Consider the following 21,674-nt stretch of genomic DNA (forward strand, 5'->3'; position numbering starts at 1 on the left):
AGAAGGCGCAAAGGGGTTCAGGAGGTTTGCTCGGTGGTAGCGGCGGCGAGCGCCGCGATCCGTTCGCCGCAGATGGTGTGGACGATCGCGCCAAGCGCCTCGACGCGTTCGCCGAGCCAGACAAGCTCTTCCTGAGTGATGCGATAATGTTTCGAGTATCGCGCCTTCACATAGGCGTCCTTGAGTTTCTCGAACATCGCACGCTCCCGCCGCTGCTCGCGGGGCCAAGCATCGACGAGGCGGATATCGAGCCGCTCGGCCTGCGTCCGGAGAAACCCCAGATTGTGGACGTGCGGCGTGTAGAATGTGCTGACCAGCAGCACGCAGTGGTAAAGGTTCTCAGTGGCCTGATGGAATAGGAAAGCCGCGCGCTTATAGCGGCCCTTCTCGGCCAGAAACTCGCCGCTTTCCTTGAAGTCGGCTGCGGCCGGAAACCACTCCTCAAAATATTCCTTGGCCATGGCCAGCGCCTGCTCAGGCGTCTTAGGCTTCGGGCTATGAAGCTCACTCCCTTCGCTCTCGTACAGAGCGATGCCATCGCGGGCGATATCCATGAAGAAATACCGCCCATGCGCCAGCCCGTCATTCACCTCCTGGAGGGTATGGACGATGAAATTGACCGGCGTCCTGATCGTCCTGGTGATGCCGAACTCACGAGTCAGCCGCTCCTCGGCCTTTTCCCAGAATTTGACCGGATCGGTCAGCCTTGGATCGGACACGATGATGAGGAGATCGAAATCGGACTGATAGCCTTTGGCTGTATGCGGCTCATCCACCCAGCCGCCGCGCGCATAGCTGCCGTAGAGGATGATCTTGAGAATCCGCCCCTTCTTCTTCCATTCCCCCGAGGCAAGCGCGGTGGCGTCGCCGAATTCCTCGAAGAGGATCGCGATAACGCGTTCGAGATCACGCTGCTTGGCGGCCGGAAGATGGGAAAGGTCGGTACGCATCGAAGCAAGGATTCTCGCGGAAGGCTGCGGGTTTGGCAAGGGAGGCGGCAGGCGTGAGAGGGAGACTGGTCAAGAACGGATGAGGTTAAGGGGACAAGGACGGCGGCGCCATCCCTCGCATGAGGGAGGAGGAAGACAGGCTATTTCTTCAGGAGCATGCGCATCAACCACGGGCTGACGCCTGATGCACCGTGCGTGGTCAGCGGAGCGGATGCTCAGCCATGATCTTGCGGGCGGCAGCATCGACCGTGGTCTCGCTGAGTCCAAATCGCTCAAACGAGGCCCGCGCTTCGCGCTGTTCTTTTTCGCTGAATTTCAAGAAGGCGCTCTCGGCCACCTTCAGATGTCCGCCAAAGAGTTGGCGCAAGCCCGCCGGATCGTTCAACTCTTCGACTTTCCCGATACCGTCGGCTTGCAGACTCCTCTTGCCGAGCGCGATCTGCTCATCGGAGAGCGCCAGATACGCTTTGATAGAGAGAAGCTTGCCATATACGGCCGGGGTCCAAGTCCCGTTAAAGCTGGCGATATCATAATAGGTGAAGGCCTTCTGGAACTCGCCTTTGCGGAAAGAAATGAGGCCCAGGCTGTCGAAGAGGCGATAGTTGGGCGAACCAAGCTCCAGGGATTTCAGGCAACTGAGTTTGGCGCGATCGAGATTTTCGTCGAGCCCAGCAAGAATCCAGCATTGCTGCGCTTCCTGGCCTGCAACGCCGGGAAGCAGTTTGATGGCCTTTTCGATATCGCGCAGCGCTCCGCGGAAATCATTTACTCCAACCTTGGCGTATGATCTGGCGTGCAGCAGCCTGGCGCGATCATGGCGCTTCAGGTCGCGACGAGCCAGAGCAACATCGCATGCCTTGATGTTGATGCTCAGATCATCCTGAAACATCGCGCAGGCATTGAGCTCAGCTTCGAGATTTGTACCGCTATCTCCTGAGAGAAGCATGTTGGCCGGCATCACCGTTTCAGCGGCGGCGGGCATCGCCATGAGGGTCGCAAGCGCCAAAGCCATCGCACCGGATCGATGCAGAATTGGAAAATGTAACATCAGTAAATCCTTGGGAAAAATCGGACTGCCCTCAGGGGCGTAGTTCGAAAACAATCATGTCCTCGCGCCTTGTCGCCCGGATCGCTTTCGTTAGCTCGTCAACGCTTGCCGGAACGATAGTCCGACTCCCGGCGGCTTCTTCTGAGGTCAAAGCGTAACGCTCCGGAGCACCCAGTTCATCGATCAGGCGAACGACGGTGGGCCTCAGCGCTTGAACACGGGCGGCCGCATCGGCGTCCAAACCGTCGCGCTGGATCGCGGCAAACTCGTCCCATGTGGCCGCAATGAGCCGCTCCGAGTCAGCAGGATCGCAAACGAAGCTGATCTGAATAAGAGCGTGATCTCGCCTCCCACGGCGCGTGCTCACATATTCCATCGGCGCGTAAGCACCTGCCTCAACCACACGGATACGCTTCCAAAATCTACCCATAAGGGGAAAGGCGGCTTCCAAACTCCGGATCATCCCGTCCCGATCAGCGTTTTCCGCGAAGTTGACCGGAATGTAGATGGACAGCGCAGTGTCGGGACCTTCACCACGGGTGACGACATAATGATTGTCGGCTTGTGGCGACATTTGAGCTTGGGGTACAAGATCACTTGAAAGCCGGTGCCGAGGCTGACCAAATTTGTCGGCAAGAGTCCGAAGCCCTTCGACAACCTCGTCTTCCTGCGATCCGTGCGCGACGATCACCCATCGCTTCGCGTCACCGAAAAGCTGTGCCCAAGTTTCGGCTAACGCAGCATCATTGGGCAAGGCCGCAGCGGCATTGCATATTTCCGCAAATGACGATGGGGGGGGAAGCCCGGACTGCAGCGCCGCGTTGATAGCCCGGCCCATGTCGTTAAAGCCGCATTGTCGGACGGGAAGTCGACGCAGATAATGCCGTCGTACATTTGTATCCACGTTGGGACCGTTCAGCACGGCGACAAGCAAATTCATGCCCTCCTCCATTTTCCCGGAGGGCCCACTGACGGTCAATCGGCTGCTGGATCCGACGACAATATCGAGCCGAAGCCCGGCACTCGCGAGATAAGTCTGGAACTGCCCGGCATCATATGGACCAAATCCGCTCAGCCGTGCCAGGCCCATGATCTTGTCGGCGAGGCCAGGCAACGTCTGCCCCAAACTCTCCAGTTTCGCTCCATAGAGATCGATCCTGAACGTGTTTCCCGGCGCGCCTCGCTCGACAAAAATCGGTGTTTCGCTGTTTGAAACGCGAAAGATCCCGTCGCGCACCGCTTTCAACGAAAGGGCGTAAGGGGCTTTCGCCAATCGGATATTCCGGGGCAGTTCGGGCAGAGTAATGGCAGGCGTCAGCTTGTGAGCAGGCGCTGCTTTTGTGGCGAACGCCTTTCGCACCGCAGCCATGCTGACCTGTTGGTCGCCAGTGCGGGTCACAGCCCGGAAGCCAATCGAACGCGGATCGAGTAACTGCTGCAACTCCGATTTTACATCTGCAAATGCTACCGCCGCGATCTCCGACGATGTCAGGCTCCTTCCGCAACCCGCATTCGAAGGCATTTTGACGGGCAGCTGCCCCCCGCCATCCGAGGCCCCCGGAATGTCGTCCTGACATCCTCCCTCGCCGCCCGGAACAGATGTTTGGACTTCGGCCTTCACGCGCTCGAATTCAGCCGAATTGCCTCCCGCAACGACGGATTTCAATGTTCGGACCAATTCCTCTAGCGCATCCGGAAACTCTCCAACGAGCGCCGAAAACTCGACATCGATCCCACCAGCGCCCCCACCCTTCCGGGCTTCACGCGGCAAAAGCAGAATGTTTCCCGCAGGAAATGCATTGCGCGCGCTACTTTTCTCCAACGCACGGCGCCATAGGCTTTGAATGATGAGTTGAACTGCAGTCTTGTGTCGTAGATTTACGGCATCTCGATCATTGTAACCTAGGTGCAGCCCCGCGAGACATGCATCGAGACCAGGGAGATACGCAATCACTCCCTCGGCCAAATCGGGCAGAGAACGACCTGGAGGCGAAAGCCGAGCGCCGCCCGGAATATCCGAGAAGCGTTCATGCACCGCCTGCTCCATCGCTGCAGCGTCGAGATCGCCTTCGATATAAATTGTCTGATTGTTCGCTCGAAAACGCTCCTCATAATATCTTTCGACATCGTGCGGGCGAGTTTTTACGATGCTGTCAATTTGTCGCTCTTCTAGCGCCAAAGCATCGCCTACCTGGAAAGACGTCAAACGGGAAAAAACCTTCCTCGCATGGAATTCTCGATCCCAAGCTATGGATTTAAGAGCCTCGGCCTTCACGATTGATGCTTCGACAAGAATGTCGTCGCGGCTGAGCAACGTCTTCCTCGCGATGCCCCTCAGGTAACCGAGAGCTTCAAGCTCTCTTCCCTTGGGAACATCGAGCCGGAAATCGATATTACCTTCCTCATCCGTGTTGGCGATATTGGTCGCCTCGAGGCCCCAATATCTGAATAGATCTACCGGGGATTTCAGAGTGTCACCTTCCGGCGTCTTGAACTCTCGAACCAAAACATGCTCAAGAAGATGCGGGACTTGAATCAGATCAGCCTCACCGCCATTCACATGGAGTCTCATCGAGATAGTAGTTCTACGTTTATCAGCTGGCAGCGAACTGTCAGAAGTAATGACATAACGAAATCCGTTCGATAGAACTCCGGCGCGGCTGCTTTCCCGATGCCGGTCGAGCAATGTAACAAAATCGCTACTGCTTTCCCGCGCGCTAACAGAAGAAGATATTATTCCCCCTAAGAAAAAAATACCTGAAATCGACCATACGATGAAAGGCAGATGAGACTGAAGACGAAACGCCATTAACATCACAAATTCCGCGACGAGGTGTTCGCCGAGCGAAGGGGCGCCCTCCGCTCGGCACCCATTCATTTCTTTTTGCTACCAAAGGCCCACCGAAGTCCCATGGTGATCAAATGGCTATCATAGTCGCCCTTGAAGGTGCCCACGCGTGGAGTGAGCGGCAGATAAGTGCGATACCGAGTGTCAAGGTTGAAGGTATCCCATTTCAGACCAGGAATGCTGGTGTAACGCCATGTCCCGTCAAGGCGCAGACGATCAGTCAGGGCCAACGACGCACCAGCTAGCACCTGCCATGTCAGATCATAGCCGACATCGACCCCACTAATTGGTTCTTGCGCTTGCCGATCAAACCTAGCGCGCCAATTATCGGGACTATCGGGACCAATTCCGGCCATCTTTCCAAAAAGCTGCACGTTATGACGTGCAATTCCCGCTCCAGCACCAACAAACGGCTTGAAGACGGCATCCCGTGCACCAAACTCGTAGATCAGATTGGCCATCAGCGCGATGCTCTCAATCTTCCCAGGCACCTTGTTGCAATCGAATGGCTGTCCAGCAGCAGCGTTGACCGCGCCGCAAACCCCATAAGGCGCGACGTCCGCCCCACCGATCCGCCCCCAGCCCGAGTTGCGATACTGCCCCTCAAGCTCACCGCGCAGATTGCCCGTTAGATAAGTTCCAAGCTGAAACACATAAGCTGGCTTGTTCTTGGTTTCAAAATTCCAAGCAACTGGAGTCATCCCATCTTGGGCTTTTCCATCAGCAACAGCATGGATGCTTCCAGCCAGCGAGGTCCCTACACCAAATCCGGCGTACCAGTCAGACGGCTCGCCAAAAGGTGCGAGGCCCGTTGTGGGGCTACGACCATCTTGCCGAGCCAGACCACGCCGCTGCCACTTCACCGAAGCCATGAAGCTTCGCGGAGCCCCATAATATCCGCCGGATGGAGAAGGAGACGTGAAATACTTCTTATCCGCTATGTTCTGGATAAACACATTCGCCGATATATTATTGGTCAATTGATACCCGAGCCCAACATCGAATACCATCCAGGGCTTCTGATTGACTATATAATCTTCCGATCCAAGCACCTCTCCATATGTAGGACTACCCGGATCTCTATCCGTAATAAATACAGATCCCGTGCTATAGTACTTTGATTTATACCTCGCCCCAAGCTGGACATCGACCCCACGCAAGAACGACGGACTCCAGTCGATGAATATATTCCCTGAACTTTGCGGCGATATTTCGCTAAAATTCCTACCAGATATTGGGCTTGATGAAGAAAACTTGGACTTGTTGTACGCATAGTTTACAAGGAATGACAATTCAGCCGAAATCCTTCCGCTCGCCTCGAAGTCAAACCCTTTAGATTTCATATTTTCGCCCCCAACCGCATAACACGTAGAAGCGAAGTTGCTTCCCGATATCCCTGGCGGGCACGCCAGAATCGGATTTCCTTCAATTCTTCCAATACCATGCTGACTTTGCTTGTACACCGAAGCGCTCAGCGACATATTTTTGTCGGAGTACCTCAGGCCAGCTTCTTTATTTTTATAAGAAACCGGATCTAACTGCTGATAAGAATAATTGCCAGCCTCCCCTGACCTAGAATACAAGCCATCCTGCCTGTAGAACCCGTCCGCGTAGCTACCGTACAGCGTAAAGCCTCGAACGGGCTTAAGAGATAGATTGTAGCCAAAACGCCAGTCAGAAGTTTCGTTGCGATATGATGTATTTATCTGATAGATAACACTTCCACGAGGAAGCAATGGGTCGTCGGAGATCCTGATGTTTCCGTAGCTGGAAGAATCTCGCCTGGCAGTTATTCCGGCCTCGACGATATCCCCGACATTAACCGTATCACCTATGACAAGCCCCAATCCAGAGCTCTGCGTGTCCTTGATATAATAACTACTCAAAACATTTACGCCGGTGTAGTATGTAAATTCTGGATTCCTCAAAGCATCGATGGATGGGATCGGGGCAAATGCTGTAGTATAAGCCTCGCCAGACGAAAGTCCGCCGTTTGTGTTCGAGTAGTAGCTGATCATAGAGAATACGTTATGACTAATACCGAACGTATCGAATTTTCCCGTTATCTTCGACATTACCGAAAGATTGCTACCGGAACTTGGAACTCTTTCGACCATGAGCAGCTGGCTATACGGTTTATAAGCGTCTGGAACCGTCCCATCTTCGCGGAACGATAGCGCTGGAGAGACGGACACTCCACGGCCACGCTCACCTCGGTAGTCCGCTCCAATCTCTATGTTCCAATCATCCGCCACTTCGACAAATAGCTTTCCGAAGATATTCCAGCTTCTATCCCGGGAGTAGATATTTTCTATGTTCGGTGCGAATGTACGTGGCAAATCGAGGAGCGATCCATTCAGCGCCCGGAATGCACCTGGGCTATACCCATCGGTATTCGCTATCGTGTAGCTACCGCCCCACTCCAATCGACCGTCGTCACCCAAAGGCGCATCAAAAATCCCATAAAACGAAGCGTTCTTCGCCTGATAATCATCGTAAGGCGTTGTTTCGTTGCGACCACTCACGACTGCGCGAAATGCGATCGGCGAACCGAACAGGCTCGGCGTCGAGACATCTGCAACAGCACCGTACCTACCAAAACTCCCACCCTCCACAGTGAGCGATTGCATTGGGACAGCGCCAGGGCGCTTGCGAACCAAATTGATCGAGCCGCCAGGTGAGCCGGCCCCGGCAAACAACGCATTCGGACCACGCACAATCTCGACCCGCTCATATTGATCCAGGCTCAATCGGCCGCCGAATATATTCATTGAGTTGGTATCGGCCGCCCCAGTGCGGGCTGGGCCGGTGCTAACACCGTCGACTGCGAAGCTGGTAACCGGAAGACCGCGGACGAGTATTTGATTCTTGCCCTCGTTGGTCGGCTCATCGGTGAGGATCACACCCGGCGACCGCCGCAACGCATCCCCCAGCGTCGTAATATCCTGCTTCTCGATCTGCTCCTGCGTCACCACCGAGATCGAACGCGGAATATCTTCTATCGCTACGGGAGCGCCCGTCGTAATGCTCGCCACCTTCGCCCGATACCCATCGGCCTCCTGATCCTGCCCACCGCGAACACCGCCGAGCTGCGCGATGCCCTCACCGCGCACCGGCGCCTGATACACACCGCTCCCCTGATCCCCCTCGACGCGCACCGGCCCGAGCACGCGCTCGCCGTCCTGCGCCGCGACCTCGCCGGCGGCCCCGGCCTGGACGATGGTCGCATTGTTGCCCGACATCTGCGCCGACAGGCCGGTGCCGGCGAGCAGCCGCGACAGGGCCTGGCGCGCGCTCATCTCCCCCGAGACGCCGCCGCTGCGCTTGCCGGCGGTGAGGCCGCTGGGATAGCCGAGCTGGATGCCGGTGCGGGCGGAGAAGGCCTGGAGTGCCGCGGTCAGATCACCGGCGGGAATATCGAAGCGCTGGGCGGCGTCGGCGGCCTGCTGGGCATGGGCCGCGGGCGCCAGGGCGATGAGGGCCGGCGTGGCGAGCGCCACCGCGAGCGCGGCGCGCGAGGCATGGGAAAAGGTCGCGCGCATGAAGGCTGAACGAACAGTCATTGGATCCCCCTGATAAACCGCGGGTCGTTCCGCGGTTACTTCTCCAACGCGCAAGGGTGGGGTTACCCCAATGGGGGGAGAGCGCAGAAGGGTGAAAAAATGGGGGTGGTTTCGAAGAAAGGTTCAGGAAGGAGGCAGGAAGGTGGATTCAAGAAGAAGCGCGCGCGCCAGATGCGCGCGGGCCGGCTTGGGGCCGGCGGGTTCGGGCGGATATGATGGTAGCGGTGACGGGATTTCCGCCGGCGCAGCCCCTACGCAGCAGCAGCCTCCCCCCTCGCTTGAGTTTCAAGCCCACCGCGCCTATATCGATGTCGTAAACGTCGTATTTTGGCAGACAGATGGCCCGGCTCACCGACCAGATCCTGGACCGCTTCACCGAGGGTGAAACGCTCGGGCGCACCGACCTGGCGCTGCCCGCCGATTATGATTCGGTCGGCCGGGCGCTCAACCAGCTCGTCCGCGAGAAGCGGCTCGTCCGGGTCGCGCGCGGCCGGTATCGAAAGGCGGACGAGGTGCCTGCCGGTGTGGCAGCCGGCTCGATCGCGGATGCGCTGGATCGCAAGGTTCGGCAATCGAAGCGCAATGTCTTCCTGCGCGGCGACTTCGCCACGCTTGGAAGCTATGACGCGGTGGGGCGCGCCCTGCGGCGCAAGGTCGAGCAAGGCTCGCTGGTCCAGATCGGCTATGGCCTCTACGCCAAGGCCGAACGCTCACCGTTCACGGGCAAGCCCGCCCCGTTGGTCGGCATCAAGAAGCTCGCCACCGAGGCTCTGCGGCGGCTCGGCAAGACGATCGCCGCCTCCTCGTTCGAGGACGCCTATAATCGCGGGCGCTCGACACAGGTCCCGACCGGCCGCACGATCGCTGTCCGCGATCGTATCCGGCGCCGCATCGGATATGATGGACATTATGTCGTTCTCGAACGCACCCGCTGAAAAGATTCTCGGGCGGGTCGCGGGTGCGCTCGCGGTCGACGAAGCCTTTGTGGAAAAGGACTGGTTCGTCGTCAGGGCGATCGAGGATCTGGTCGCGCTAGGCGATGCCGACATCCAGCCCGCCTTTTCGGGCGGGACCGCCTTGCTCAAGGGCCATGGCCTGATCAAGCGCTTCTCCGAAGACGTTGATTTCAAGCTGATGCTCTCGGACGCCTTCCTCGCCAGGAGTGCGAGCCAGCAACGCAGGGCTTTGGGCGATTTCCGGGACGCACTCGTGGCGCGCTGGATCGAAGCCGGCTTCGTCGAAAAAACCGTCGTGTCTCGCAACGCCAATGGGTTCATCCAGATCAAGATGACCTATCCATCGCGCCTGCCACCGCATGAGTCCCTGCGGACGCACGTCCTGGCCGAACTGTCGGCGAAGCCGCCGAGCCTGCCGACGTCCCGCCTCCCATTGTCGTCGTTCGTCACTGACTATCACCGTCGCTAACCCGAGATCGGGGAAATCCCGTGCGTCGATCCGGTCGAGACGGCGGCGGACAAGCTGAGCGCCTTCACCTGGCGCATGCTCGGGCGCGATCGGGCGGCCAAGGGCGACGATCCGACGATCGTCCGGCATATCCATGACCTGGCGATGCTCGAGGCGCGGGCGACCGCGCATGGCGGTTTTCCGGAGCTGGTCCGCGAAACGATCGAGGCCGATCGCCATCGCGGCGGTGATGCCATCGCGCAGCTGGCGGCGATGCGCGAGCAACTGGACGCCGACCCACTGTACGAAGAGGAATATCGGCGGTTCGTGGGCGGCATGGCCTTTGCCGGCGAAAGCGAGGTGCCGGACTTCAAGGAGGCATCCGCCGCTGTGCAGCGATTGGCTCGCTGCCTCGACTGAGGGTTGCGTTTGGGGGCCACGGCGCAAGCGGACGGTCGGCTCAGCCCACCAAGACCACTCCAGGCAGACTGAGCCGGCAAGGATCGCGGCTATTTCAAGCCGGTCACATCACGGCATCTTGAACCCGAGATCCGCGAAATACTTCTTCGCCTCGGCCAATCCGGCGCCGTCCTTATAAGCCGTGCTGATATGTTTTTCGAGATTGGCGTCCGTGATTTTCGCAATTTCCAGCGACTCGGCGCTACCCGATTTCCTGTACTCGGCCGACAAATTCGCGGCAGCTATCGCCGACCCATAGGCCGCCTCGGAAAACTTCTTGGCGTTCTGCTCATAAAGGCCATCAAGCAACGTGGCGGCCCTGCGCCAATTCCCCGTGCGCATGCTGTAGATCGCATCACTGTGCCGCGCATCGGTCCTCGCACCGCTGAGCCCCACCGCCTGGGCACACGCATTTTTCGCACCCGGCACGTCGGTTCCCGACACAGCCGATGCCCAGCAAAGCTGGTTGAGTGATTCCCACCGCTCCGGCGCCAGCCGCGCCGCCTCTTGCGCGTCCGACAGCGCTTGCCTGTAATCCTTGCTCAGCACATTCGACTGCGATCGCAATACAAGCAGGATGGAACGCTTCAGCGGATCCTTCTCGACCTCCAGCGCCTTGCCGCACGCTTCGATCAACGCGGCGAGTTGCTCGCGCGGCGGCGCCTGGCAAGCAGAATATGCTTTGCGAACTTCGGCTGGCTTGTCCAGCGGCAGGAGATAGTTGCCGCTGAGATAAGGCGTCGCAAAGGCCGGGGTCGCGGCCGCAACACACCCTGCCGCGATCGCGGCATGCAGCAGTTTCATCCTGAACCTCATTCAATCCTCCCGAAGCATCACCCCGACTACGCCCGGGGACCATCTCCTCAACGAGCTCGGTCAGGAAAGCCGCATGGCAGGACGAGTGCTTCGGACCGCAAAGTGATACGCGTTCGATGCGCGACCACCGGAACCAGAGAATGAGAACCGCCGCGCCCTGACGCAGCCGGCCGGCTCAACCGACCAGGATCGCCCCCGGCAGACGGCGCACCCTGATCTTCTGGGATTTCGCGATCGTCATCACCCAGTCGTCGATCCGGTCGAGATTGATTGTGGCGTTGATGCGCTGGCGCCCGGCCCGATAATAGCGATCGATCTCGCCGACCGAGCAATTGACGAAGACGAGCTACCAGCGCGACCAGGCGAGCCCGGCCGCGGCAGGGGAGTAATTTACAGCATATCAGCCCACAAACGAATACAACCTCACATCTTTGTTCATATTTTTAACATTGCCCTCGACCCATTCAATTGCACTTTGAGCATCTTCTCGCAATGTTACAAATTGAATAAGCTGATACTTGACCCCTCCCAAAACCTTAACGTCGCCTGCAACAACGGTATAGGCAAAGCCAGCCTTGTCCCTGACGATTCTGATCGCATCCCTTGTGGTCAAATTTTTCCAAGTGCCATCCTCAGGAAGCCGCAAAAACATCATTATCTGCGCAAATCGGCTTTTGGATGTACCGATGTAATGCGTACCAGGGGAGAGGTCACTCTCCACCAGCGAGGCCGGCTGAGCCAGAGACGTGAGTTCAAGCAGCGATTCTTTTGAAACCGGCTGAAAGACCGCCGGGATTTTACGCTTCTCGACGATTGCCACGGCAAGGCCACCCAGCCATTCCAGAGATTGATTGTCCGCGACTGCCGCAACGTCGTCAGCGCTGTAATTCCCGGCGAAAAGCGCTTTGCGGTCCTCGTAGATTTCCTGCATCAGCGGCTCTGCGGATGCCCGTCCGCTTAACGTCCAGCGCATTCCCGCGGCAGATTCAGTTATAGATTCGACAACTCCCTTTCGCGATTTCTCCTGCGTATATTCCTCCTTGCCCATGGCCGCCGCCGGGACGCTGTCGGGCAGCGAGAGCAACGCATCCGCCACCATTCGCTGCGCGGCGCTCACCGGCCCTCTCGCAAGCTGGATTTCATATTTGAGTTCACGGTCGGGGAGTCCGGCATCCGACACCCGCGCAGCATCCGAACTTGACGGCAATTCCCGCAACGTGTCTGCGGGCAAAATGCGCCTAACGGCTTCTTCGCCCTGGCCAGCGTCGCTCGATACTATGTACTGCAATTTGCCGTCGAGCGCGGCGGTCGCGAACGCCTTCAGATATTCGGCTTTCTCGTCATTATCGAGGTCTCGGATATCCCGCTGGAAAGGATTATCACAATCGCGCGCGATCGCTTGATCGATATAATTTTCGGCTGAGTTGGGCCGCTCGTTTCTCTTTTCCCGGCGCGGAATATTGGACGCCACGACAGACGAATTTTTCTCGATTTCCAGCAAAAGACCCTTCAATTCAGCCAAGTCCGAACCGACGAGAGATGCAATCCGGCCGGCTTGCGCGACACGATAGATCTGAAGTGGCGCTCCCATCCGCCACACCACCCCCTGTCGGAACATTGCAAGTTGCCGACCATATCCCATTTTTTCCAAAGCACCCATGACCATGCTCCAAGCCGACTCGGGCGCAATCTCCACTCCGGATTTCAGCTTGATGTTTCCACTGTCGCCCACGCCGACGACCATGCGAACGTCTTTTCCTTCGGGAGCGACGAACAGCCGCACCGGCCGGCGATCCCTGGAGATTTGAGGGTCCGGTCGGATGATACAGGCACCGGACAATGCCGCCACGTTCGTGCGCCCCCTCTTCATGTTCCCGAATTTTTTCTCGATCATCGCCTTGATCAGCAAAGGGTCCAAAGACGTGGCGACGTAGAGCATCTCGCGTTCAGGAACATAATATTCGTCAGCGAATGCGCGCACTTGATCGAAGGGAAATTTTTCCGACGCCTTTTTCCAGCGATTGACGGAATGATCCGCCATGCCGGCCATAGCGTTAAGCATCCGCCATGACCGGTGTTGAAAGCCATCCAGATACGGACTTGCCGAAAATTCGAGTTCGACCGGCCGCCGCTGTATTTTCACCTCATCGGCCGTGAAGCGCGATCCCTGTGCGATTTCCCTGACCCGCTCAAAAAGAGCGTCAACTTCGCCGTTGGGCGCTTCCAGATGGTATCGGGTATCGGTCCAATTCACACCGCCCGCGCTGACCGCATAGGCTCGCGGCATCCAGCTTTCGCGCAGGTCGCCCAACAGCTTACGCTTGCCTTTCCCATCGGTATAATAGGTCAGCACCAGATGCTCGATGAGATGGCCGATCTGCTGTTGGCCCTCCTTCTCGTCAACCATGCCTACGCGAAGCATCAGCCTTGCCGACGTCATCTCGAACGTGTCCGGCAATCCTATGATATGATATCGGAATCCATTCGGAAGCGTGCCCGATACTGTCGTTCGCGCGTCGACAGCAGCCCGCGCAACCTTACCAGTCGATTGCGCCGCGACCGGCGACCGGCCGCTCAACGACCGAGGTCCGCGAACCGATGGTGACGTCGCCAAGGCTGCGGGCGTCGCATGGCCACCACCACCATGTGCGGACGCCGAGACATGGTCTTGCGGAACCCTGGCATAGCCAAATGCCGCAAGACCACCCAGGGCTCCCGCCACCCCGACGACCAGAAGGGGGCGCGCTTTCGAATATATCATGGCCGTTACCTTTTTCGAATATGTTCTGAATTTCATCGAGCAACGCAGGCGCGTCCCGGCTGAGAGCCCCAGACCATCGCGCGCATGGAAAAACCTCGCCTTTGCCCGAAGACAAAGCGGACGCGTTCAAGCTCGAGCGAACCGCACAGCGTCAGGGCAGGCCAGCCAGCTCTGGTCCTGGCAGCCACGCACGGCCTCCGACATAGGCCGGAGCACTACCCGCATCTCTCGCGGAGACCGGTCTCCAAGCATCGAGGCGTCAATCAGCAGCCTGCAAGTGCCCGATCAGCGCAGTGCACTGCAAACTTCAGCGAGCTTGCCGATCGGCAAAATATATATCTGCCCGAAAGGCGGTGCTGCGAAGGCCCGGGCACCGGCTGCGCCGCGTACCTGCGTGTTTTGTTCGGGGCGATCCACAAGGATCGCCCCGACGCAACAGACGCTAACAGCCTACCATTTGGCGCGGAGAGACGCGGTTACCGATCGGGGCGCACCATACCAGTGCCCACTGCTGGGCGAGTTGGAGACAGTCTGATAATAGGTCTTGTCGAGGATATTCTCGAGATTGAGCGCCAGTGACCATTTATCGGAGAAGCGATAGTCGATACGCGCCGAGACCACCGCATAGGCTGGAACCGTGAATTCATACGGCGCAAAGTCGGGCGGCCCCCAGGACGCGCATTCCTGCTGACCATTGACCGGATTCGGCTCACCAATGTAATTCTGGCAGAAATATCCCGTATAATAGGCCGAAGATTGTCCATTGACACCGCCGGATAACGTCAATCCGGAGATCTTGCCGCTATGGCCAGCAGCTCCGAAATCATAGCTCATCCAGAGTTTGTAGACATGCCTTGGCGAGATCGAGTTATATGTCGTCCCGGCCATGCCATATTCTTCATATGTCTTTCCTTCATAAGTGGTTTTATTATAGTTATAGCTTGCCGAAAACTGCAATCCGCGCCGCAGTTCGCCACTCACTTCAACATCAATTCCCGTGCTCTGGACGATATTATTCGGATCACCAATATAGCAGCAACGAACCCCCTGACTCACCTCGTACTCTGGAATGGACATGTCACGGATGGCACTTCCTTTCTGCTGCATACGATAGGCAGCGAGGGTCAGGTTAAGCTTACCATCGCGGGCCGCCCACTTCACGCCAGCCTCCCAATTCCCCCCCGTAACCGGGGCCAGCGCCGTTTCCTGGACAGTTCGATACTGCGATTGGCTCGCATAGATATCGGTATAACCGGCATAGACCGTCAACGCTTTCGTGACATCGAAAGATAGGTTGGCGGCTGGCGGCCAACTGAAGTCGGTGCTGCCATAATGCCGATTAAGCGGTTCGCTGCGGACATCGCCAATGGCTTTGCCGACGCAGCCGCTGGACGCCAAGTTTACACAAAGCGCCTGCTGGATTTGATTCGTTTCTTCGCGAGTCCAGCGCAAGCCAGTGGTCAGATGCAGCCTGTCGAACGCCGTCAATCTGAGATTGAGATAGGCGCTTGACCGGACCTGACCGTTTTCGAGAAAACGCCCACTTGCAAGGGGAGCGCGCGGCTCGGTGTAGATCGGGTCATTGGGGTTGAAATTGAGAACATTGACCGGCGGATAGGTGCGATTGACGGTTCCAGCTGGACAGAAAGCCGGCCCGCTACCGCAATAGATCGGCCCGTTTGCATATGGCTGATAGAGATTAAAAGAGGCTCCGAGAATAAGGGCCTGATAAGCGAATCCATCGGTAGCATCACTGGCGACACGGTTGACACCCATGGTCACCTCCTGACGCTGCCCGAAGAGCATGAACGCACCCGTCAACGTCGCCTCGGCGGAAAGCTGCTCCGACCCAGTATCATAATAGGCGCCAATCATGTCCGGCCCGAGTCCATTGACCGGGTTTACCGCCCCCTCGCTGCCAGCGGTTTTCCGGAAACTGGTCTGCCTGTTCTGCGTCACGTTGAGCTTCAGCAGCCATTCCGAGCCGATCTTCTGCTCAAGCGTGCCGAACAGTTCGCGTGTCTCGAAATCCCAGCGATTCCATGGAAATACAAGAGACGTCGAACGCGGCAGCTTCAGATCAGCACCGGTCTGGTAGCGGGGCAGACCGCCGATCCAGGGCACGGTATCCTGCTTGGTATAGTTGAGCCCGGCCGTGAGCAGCGTGGTCGGCGTGACATCGAGCTCGGTGACGCCGTAGATCAGGATCTTGTTGAGCTTGGCCCTGTCGTAAAAATAGCGCTGATCCTGATAGGTTGTCACCAGGCGACCGCGCAGCTTGCCATCGAACGCAAGCGGCGTCGTTGCATCAACGACAAGACGATAGTTGCTCCAGCTCCCCGCCTGAGCGTCGATCGTCAATTGCCCATGATCGAGCGGCTTCTTACGAACGAGATTCACAGTGCCCGAGGGATTCCCATACGCACCGAACTGCCCCGCTGCGCCGCGCAATATTTCGACGTGATCGTAGATCGACATGTCGATCTGAGGATTATATCCATCGCGCAATCCAAATGACATCGATAGCGGCGCACCGCCATCGATCTGGATACTGTTGATGAGGAACCCGCGTGAGAGAAACTGGGTTTCCATGCTCGATCCACCTTGCACGAGCGTGATGCCCGGCAACTGCCGCATCGCCGTCGTAAAATCGGTGACGTTCTGTTGCTCCAGCCGCTCGCTGGTCAGCACGCTGATCGATTGCGGCACGTCCTTCATCGACTGCGCCACCTTGCTCCCGATGGTCAGCGCACCCGATGTAAAGCTGCCGGTACCCTCGGTCGCGGTGATATCGCGCGAGCCGTTGACGCCGTTGACGCCCGCAGCCCTGCCCGCGCCGCCGAAATAGGGGGAACCCTGGTCGCCCTCGATCCGCACTGGCCCGAGTACCCGCTCGCCGTCCTGGGCGGCGATTTCACCCGCGGCGCCGGCCCTGGTGATGGTCGCGCTGTTGCCCGACATGCGCGCCGAAAGTCCCGTACCGGCGAGCAGGCGCGCGAGCGCGGCCTGGGCGGTCATTTCACCCGACACGCCCGACGAGCGCTTCCCGACGACGAGATCGCTGGAATAGACGAGTTGGATGCCGGTGCTCGACGAGAATGCCTGGAGTGCGGCACGGAGATCGCCAGCAGGAATGGAGAAGGACTGGGCCGCAGGCTGCGCATGGGCCGCTTGCGGCAGTGCGATGACGGCAGGCGCAGCGAGCGCGATGGCGAGCGCGGTTCGCGAGGACCGGGTGAGATGACGCAGTTTCATGAAAACCCCCCTGAATTCGGCTCGATGATTTCGAGCGCTATCCCCTCAACGAACTGAATCAGCGGCACCGCATGAAACCGATCAACTTCCCGATTGGGGCCTGACTTTCGAACGCCCGTGGGCCGGCACGCAGATTGCCGTAACCGCACCGGTGATGAGCGGATGCGTCATGAGAATGAAGAAGCGGCGATCGATCCGCCTCGCCTTACCGCCCTCGCATCTTGAACGTCATCCCATCCTACAGGAGCCTCGCCCGAACGCGCCCGGAACTTTTTCCTCCACGAGCCCGGGCATGAAATCCCCACGGCAGACAGGCGCTTCGGATCGCGGCGGGCACGCGGCCGCTCTTCGGACAGCACGAGACGATCTGGAAAAGCCGCCCCATGACACGGCGGCCCCGGTCAGCCGACCAGGATCGCCCCCGGCAGACGCCGCGCTCTGATCTTCTGCGACTTGGCGATCGCCATCACCCAGTCGTCGATCCGGTCGAGATTGATGGTGGCGTTCATGCGCTGGCGCCCGGCCTTCTCGTCGACCAGGAACAGGGCTCCGGGATAATAGCGGTCGATCTCGCTCAGTATTTCGCCGAGCGGGCGATTGACGAAGACGAGCTGGCCGCGCGACCAGGCAAGCGCGGTCGCGGCGTCGACCTTCGCGACCGCAAGCGCATTGCCATTGCCGAACGCGGCCTGCTGGTCGGGGACGAGCTCGACCGAGCGGCCATCCCCTCCCGTCACGCGGACCCGCCCGCGAATGACGGTGACGCGCGCGCCATCGCCCTCGCGCTTCACGGAGAAAGCGGTGCCGAGCACGCGAACCTCGCCCGCCCCCGCGCCGATGACGAAGGGCCGGGCGGGATCGCGCTTCACGTCGAAAAAGGCCTCGCCGCGCGCCAGCGTCACATGACGCTCGCCGTCGCGATAATCGATGTCGATCGCCGAGCCGGTGTTGAGTTCGACCGTGCTGCCATCGGCGAGAGGCACATGCCCCCGCGCCGAGCCCTGGGTCGCATGGTCGAAGCGCCAGACGGTCGCATATTGCTGCGCGCCAAGCGCCAGCACGGCGAGGCTCGCGGCGATGGCGGCGACATTGCGCGCCCAATGCGCGCGGAAACGCTCGAAGCGGCGCGGCCGGCCGGTGAAGGTGACGATATTGTCGGCGGGACCCGCCGACTGCATCATCAGCGCCCAGACATGCTCCAGCTCGGCATAGGCCGCGGCATGTTCGGGATCAGCGTGCCAGCGCTCGAAGGCGGCGCGGTCGGCATCCGCGACCGAACCCGAGTTCATGCGGACGAGCCAGTCGCGCGCCTCGTCTTCGGGATCATGCCCCATTCTCAACCTCGGCGTTTGGTGATCCTTGCCGGTCATCGCCTGACGTCCCGCGCCCTCCCTCGGGAATCTGCGCACGACATCGCGCGCGGGGACATGGTCCCTCTCGCTGCGGTTAGTGCGAACGCCGATCCACGACAACACGGGGCTGGTCCTTTCAGCGTTTCTTCATGAAGAATTCGACGGGGACGAGGAGCGCGATCTGCTCGCCCGTGACCTCCTGTGGCGGCTTGGGCAGCGGGCTGGCGCGGCGGACGAGCGCGGCGACCTCGCCGTCGAGCAGCGAGAAGCCGCGGCTGCGCCGGATCTGCGAATTGATCACGCGCCCGCTCCTGTCCATCACGATCCGCACCTGGACGACATCCTCCTGCCCCGCGCTCTGCGCCGCGTCGGGATAGCGCTTGCGCCGCTCGAGCGCGGCCAGCACCTTCGCTTCCCAGCTCTGCTCGGCGCGCGAGTTGCTATTGGAGGGCGCACCGGTCTGCGGCGCCTTGGGCTTGTCCTTGTTGGGCGCCTCGGGGGCCGCCTGATGCGTCGTCTCCTCGGCGGGCTTGTCCGCCTGCTCCTTCTTCTCCTTTTGCTTCTCGCGCACCGGCACCGCCACATCGGGCGTGATGTTGAACGCGAGCTTGGGGATCGGCGGCAGCTTGAGCTTGTCGATCACCGGCTCGGGCTCGGCCTTTTTCTGCTCGTGCGTCGGCGGACTGAGCGTCGGCGGCGCCGGCGGGGCCGATGGCAGTTCCGCCATCTCGACCACCATCGCCGCCATCGGTGGTGCGGGCGTCGCGCCGGCAAATCCCACGAACAGCGCCGCCGCGACCGCGCCATGCACGCCGAGCGATGCCAGCCCCGCGCCCATCAGGCGGCGGCTGTCGTCAACCGGCACGATTGCCGCCATGACCGGGCTTGCCCCGGCCTTCCCGGCCACGGCGGCGTCCTTCACGCTCCTGGGCGGAACCGACGTTACACCGGCGGTCGACACCCCGGGCTTTTTCAGGGTTGCCTGCACGTTCATGGCTGCGCGGCTCCGGGTTCGAGGCCGACCAGCGCCACCTTCAGATAGCCCGAGGCGCGCAGCTCGTTCATCAGCCCCATCAGGTCGCCATAATTGACGACCTTGTCGGCGCGCAGGAAGATGCGTGCATTGAGATTGCCCTTGGTCCGCTCGCCCAGCCGCGCCGCAAGCGCCGCCCGCTCGATGCGGTCATTGCCGAGACTCAGCGACAGGTCCTTGCCGAGGCTCAGCACGATCGGCTCCTCGGTCTGGGGCTGCGCCTGCGCGGTCGAGACCGGCAGGTCGACATTGACGTTCACGGTCGCGAGCGGCGCCGCCACCATGAAGATGATCAGCAGCACCAGCATCACGTCGATGAACGGCGTCACATTGATGTCATGGTTGAGATCGAGACCGTCGTCGCTGTGGGAAAGCTTCATCGCCATGGCGCGAGATCCTCAGGCGGCCGCGGCGCGGACGGATCCGCGCGCACCGAGCTTCACATCGACCTCATGGCTGACGAGACACGCGACCTGGGTCGAGGCATCGGCGAGGTTCCGCCGATAGCCCGCAACGCTGCGCGCCACATGATTGTACATGATCACCGCCGGGATCGCCGCGACCAGACCCATCGCGGTCGCAAGCAGCGCCTCGGCGATGCCCGGCGCCACCACCGCCAGGTTGGTCGTGTTCGACTGCGAAATGCCGATGAAGCTGTTCATGATCCCCCAGACCGTGCCGAACAGTCCGACGAAAGGCGTGATCGCGCCCACCGTCGCCAGCACGCTGGCGCCGCGCAGCATGCGCTCGATCGCGCCCGCCTCGACGGTCACGAAGCGCGCCGCGAGCCGCTCCTTGACCCCCTCGCCCGCCTCGACCGTCGCGATCTCGCCCGTCCGCGCGAATTCGGTGCGCACCAGCTGGAGCATGCCCGCCGGCGCCCCGTGCTGAAGCTCGCCCACCTTGCCCAGCGCATCCACCGTTCCCAGCATCGCCAGGTCCGCGCGCAGACGCCGGTTCGCGTTCTTCAGCTCCACCAGCTTCGAGATCCAGATCGTCCACGTCGCCACCGACGCCATCAGCAGCACCATCATCACCAGCTTCACCACCAATGTCGCATGCGCGAACATCTGCCAGTAGGTCAGGTTCTTCGGCACCACCAACGGAACCGCCACAGGCACCGCCTCTTGCGCAAACGCCGCAACCGGCATCGTCAGCCCCGCGACCAGGGCAGTGAGCGTGACCGCGCCCGATAGGTGCCCGACCGCCCCACACAGACGCCTGAACGCAAGCCCCTGCTTCACCACCGGATTCATCGTCACCGAATTCATCGCCACGCGTTTCTACTCCCCCTCGCGCGACCGAAGATGATCGCACGGCCTTTCAGCTGCAAAACGATCGATCCCGGCATCCCCCCAATGCCAGCCCGACGAAAATGCGCGTCCACGCAGTTTCGGCCGGCGCCAATACGGCGCACCCGGACGCCGAGGCCTGACCGCTGATCGATCGCTCCGGCACGATCAGCCCCGGTTCGCGGATCGCCGCGCCGATCCGGCCTCCGGTTTCGTCCCCGGCGTCGCCCCGTTCTCAACCTTCGCCGCGTCCAGCGCATCGATGTCGTTGACCTGCGCGAGACGCTGCCGGCAATGCTGGAGGGCGCGGCTGATATGCTTCTCGATCATGCTCACCGACACATCGAGACGCGCCGCGATATCGCGATAGCTCTCGCCGCTCGCGCGCCAGCGCAAAATGTCGCGCAGCTTGTCGGGCAGTTCGTCGATCGCCTCGCTTACGACGGTCAGCTGCTCGGCCGCGATCGCGGCAGGCTCCGCGCTTTCGACGACGCTCTCGAAATGCACGGCATTGTCGCGCAGGATCACCGCGCGCCGACGGCGCGCACGCGCATGGTCGATCGCGATGTTGATAGCGGCCCGGAACAGATAGCGCTGCAACTCGTGCGCGGGCATGCGCGCATGATCGCTTCTGGCGAGGCGCAGATAGAGATCGCCGGCAAGATCGGCAGCCACCTGCGGACATCCGACATATTTGGCCATCATCCGCTCGAGCGCAGGGCGCGACGCGATGAAGACCGATGGAAAATCCGGCGGCTCGCGCGCGTCTCCGGTCACGCCGGCACGGCCCCGGCCAAAGCCGCAAGGCATGAGGCCTTACGCCGCGCATTACAGCGGCTGCGGAACCGTCCCACCGAACCCAAACGCGCCGCGTCCATGCCAAGACCCCACCA

Annotated in this window: 13 protein-coding genes and 1 pseudogene; 2 read left to right on the forward strand and 12 right to left on the reverse strand. The window is 60.1% G+C overall.

Features of this window, described 5'->3' with window-relative positions; translation table 11 throughout:
• Positions 1-17: 17 nt before the first annotated feature.
• The 4 genes from K7G82_RS13550 to K7G82_RS13565 all read right to left on the reverse strand — a co-directional run bounded on the left by K7G82_RS13550 (position 18) and on the right by K7G82_RS13565 (position 8,409).
• Positions 18-950 carry a HEPN domain-containing protein gene (locus K7G82_RS13550; protein WP_222990441.1) on the reverse strand — a complete coding sequence of 311 codons (933 nt, stop codon included), beginning with the start codon at positions 948-950 and terminating at the stop codon, positions 18-20.
• A gap of 199 nt (positions 951-1,149) precedes the next feature.
• A complete protein-coding gene (locus K7G82_RS13555) occupies positions 1,150-1,998 on the reverse strand; it encodes a tetratricopeptide repeat protein (RefSeq protein ID WP_222990442.1) in 849 nt (282 codons plus the stop codon).
• A 31-nt stretch (positions 1,999-2,029) separates the two neighbouring features.
• Positions 2,030-4,813, reverse strand: a complete 2,784-nt coding sequence (locus K7G82_RS13560) for an insulinase family protein (RefSeq protein WP_222990443.1) — start codon at positions 4,811-4,813, stop codon at positions 2,030-2,032.
• 59 nt (positions 4,814-4,872) lie between these two features.
• Complete coding sequence (locus K7G82_RS13565; RefSeq protein WP_222990444.1) at positions 4,873-8,409, reverse strand: TonB-dependent receptor domain-containing protein; 3,537 nt, start codon at positions 8,407-8,409, stop codon at positions 4,873-4,875.
• Between the two features lie 338 nt (positions 8,410-8,747).
• Here K7G82_RS13565 and K7G82_RS13570 point away from each other — a divergent pair, with 338 nt between their 5' ends.
• Together K7G82_RS13570 and K7G82_RS13575 are read left to right on the forward strand one after the other, a co-directional pair.
• Positions 8,748-9,344 (forward strand): hypothetical protein, encoded by a 597-nt coding sequence (locus K7G82_RS13570; RefSeq protein WP_222990445.1) that lies wholly within the window; start codon positions 8,748-8,750, stop codon positions 9,342-9,344.
• Positions 9,319-10,233: pseudogene (locus tag K7G82_RS13575) on the forward strand (nucleotidyl transferase AbiEii/AbiGii toxin family protein). Before K7G82_RS13570 ends, K7G82_RS13575 begins: the two are co-directional and overlap by 26 nt.
• Positions 10,234-10,341: 108 nt before the next feature.
• Here K7G82_RS13575 and K7G82_RS13580 read toward each other — a convergent pair.
• The 8 genes from K7G82_RS13580 to K7G82_RS13615 form a co-directional block, all read right to left on the reverse strand.
• Positions 10,342-11,076, reverse strand: coding sequence for a hypothetical protein (locus tag K7G82_RS13580; protein ID WP_222990446.1), 735 nt, complete (start codon positions 11,074-11,076; stop codon positions 10,342-10,344).
• Positions 11,077-11,488: 412 nt separating this feature from the next.
• Positions 11,489-13,885, reverse strand: coding sequence for a peptidase M16 family protein (locus tag K7G82_RS13585; RefSeq protein ID WP_222990447.1), 2,397 nt, complete (start codon positions 13,883-13,885; stop codon positions 11,489-11,491).
• A 414-nt stretch (positions 13,886-14,299) separates the two neighbouring features.
• On the reverse strand, positions 14,300-17,104 hold the full coding sequence (locus K7G82_RS13590) for a TonB-dependent siderophore receptor (RefSeq protein WP_222990448.1): 2,805 nt from the start codon (positions 17,102-17,104) through the stop codon (positions 14,300-14,302).
• A 401-nt stretch (positions 17,105-17,505) separates the two neighbouring features.
• Complete coding sequence (locus K7G82_RS13595; RefSeq protein ID WP_222990449.1) at positions 17,506-18,438, reverse strand: FecR family protein; 933 nt, start codon at positions 18,436-18,438, stop codon at positions 17,506-17,508.
• A 154-nt stretch (positions 18,439-18,592) separates the two neighbouring features.
• Positions 18,593-19,450, reverse strand: a complete 858-nt coding sequence (locus K7G82_RS13600; RefSeq protein ID WP_222990450.1) for an energy transducer TonB — start codon at positions 19,448-19,450, stop codon at positions 18,593-18,595.
• On the reverse strand, positions 19,447-19,875 hold the full coding sequence (gene exbD / locus K7G82_RS13605) for a TonB system transport protein ExbD (RefSeq protein WP_222990451.1): 429 nt from the start codon (positions 19,873-19,875) through the stop codon (positions 19,447-19,449). The genes K7G82_RS13600 and exbD overlap by 4 nt, the downstream gene beginning before the upstream one ends.
• Before the next feature lie 12 nt (positions 19,876-19,887).
• Entirely contained in the window at positions 19,888-20,760 is an 873-nt protein-coding gene (gene exbB, locus K7G82_RS13610) for a tonB-system energizer ExbB (RefSeq protein WP_246623569.1), read from the reverse strand.
• Positions 20,761-20,949: 189 nt separating this feature from the next.
• Entirely contained in the window at positions 20,950-21,558 is a 609-nt protein-coding gene (locus K7G82_RS13615; RefSeq protein ID WP_222990453.1) for an RNA polymerase sigma factor, read from the reverse strand.
• Between the last annotated feature and the right edge of the window lie 116 nt (positions 21,559-21,674).

Source organism: Sphingomonas colocasiae (genome assembly GCF_019880585.1).
GTDB lineage: Bacteria > Pseudomonadota > Alphaproteobacteria > Sphingomonadales > Sphingomonadaceae > Sphingobium_A > Sphingobium_A colocasiae.

Excerpts from the sequence above, each read along its gene's own strand:
- K7G82_RS13580 (WP_222990446.1), bottom strand. The coding sequence starts at position 11,076 with ATGAAACTGCTGCATGCCGCGATCGCGGCAGGGTGTGTTGCGGCCGCG.
- K7G82_RS13550 (WP_222990441.1), bottom strand. The coding sequence starts at position 950 with ATGCGTACCGACCTTTCCCATCTTCCGGCCGCCAAGCAGCGTGATCTC.
- K7G82_RS13600 (WP_222990450.1), bottom strand. The coding sequence starts at position 19,450 with ATGAACGTGCAGGCAACCCTGAAAAAGCCCGGGGTGTCGACCGCCGGT.
- K7G82_RS13565 (WP_222990444.1), bottom strand. The coding sequence starts at position 8,409 with ATGACTGTTCGTTCAGCCTTCATGCGCGCGACCTTTTCCCATGCCTCG.
- exbD (WP_222990451.1), bottom strand. The coding sequence starts at position 19,875 with ATGGCGATGAAGCTTTCCCACAGCGACGACGGTCTCGATCTCAACCAT.
- K7G82_RS13595 (WP_222990449.1), bottom strand. The coding sequence starts at position 18,438 with ATGGGGCATGATCCCGAAGACGAGGCGCGCGACTGGCTCGTCCGCATG.
- exbB (WP_246623569.1), bottom strand. The coding sequence starts at position 20,760 with ATGAATTCGGTGACGATGAATCCGGTGGTGAAGCAGGGGCTTGCGTTC.
- K7G82_RS13560 (WP_222990443.1), bottom strand. The coding sequence starts at position 4,813 with ATGTTAATGGCGTTTCGTCTTCAGTCTCATCTGCCTTTCATCGTATGG.
- K7G82_RS13585 (WP_222990447.1), bottom strand. The coding sequence starts at position 13,885 with ATGAAATTCAGAACATATTCGAAAAAGGTAACGGCCATGATATATTCG.
- K7G82_RS13570 (WP_222990445.1), top strand. The coding sequence starts at position 8,748 with ATGGCCCGGCTCACCGACCAGATCCTGGACCGCTTCACCGAGGGTGAA.
- K7G82_RS13555 (WP_222990442.1), bottom strand. The coding sequence starts at position 1,998 with ATGTTACATTTTCCAATTCTGCATCGATCCGGTGCGATGGCTTTGGCG.
- K7G82_RS13590 (WP_222990448.1), bottom strand. The coding sequence starts at position 17,104 with ATGAAACTGCGTCATCTCACCCGGTCCTCGCGAACCGCGCTCGCCATC.